Genomic DNA, 336 nt, shown 5'->3' with positions numbered 1-336 from the left:
AGACGCGACCGCCCGAGGGCGGCGCCGAGGCCCGCCCGGAGACCGCCGCGGAGCCTCCGGCCGGGGCCGCCCGAGTTCTTCGACAGCCACCACAGGGTCAGGCAGGCGAGCAGGCCGGCGAACAGCACCATCGCTCAGCGCCGCACGCCGTAGAGGGCGGACGCGCTCCCGCCGATCTGGATGCTCGTCCCGTCCCCGAGATCGAAGTGGCCCGGCCGGCGCGGCGTCGGGGGGCGCACGCTCGCGTCGCAGCCGGGCTGCGGCGGGAGGCGCACGCCCTCGGGCAGGTTCTCCGGGCAGAGGCGCGCGCGCGTCGGCGCCTCGCCGGCCCGCGCG

1 protein-coding gene is annotated in these 336 nt (G+C 79.5%); it reads right to left on the bottom strand.

Features of this window, described 5'->3' with window-relative positions:
* Nucleotides 1-134: 134 nt before the first annotated feature.
* The coding region (locus tag ACLBYB_RS32930) for a hypothetical protein (protein WP_447701394.1) at nt 135-336 on the bottom strand (202 nt) is incomplete at its 5' end.

The organism is Methylobacterium sp. D54C (genome assembly GCF_053345595.1).
This window is presented reverse-complemented; position numbering and strand designations above follow the sequence as displayed.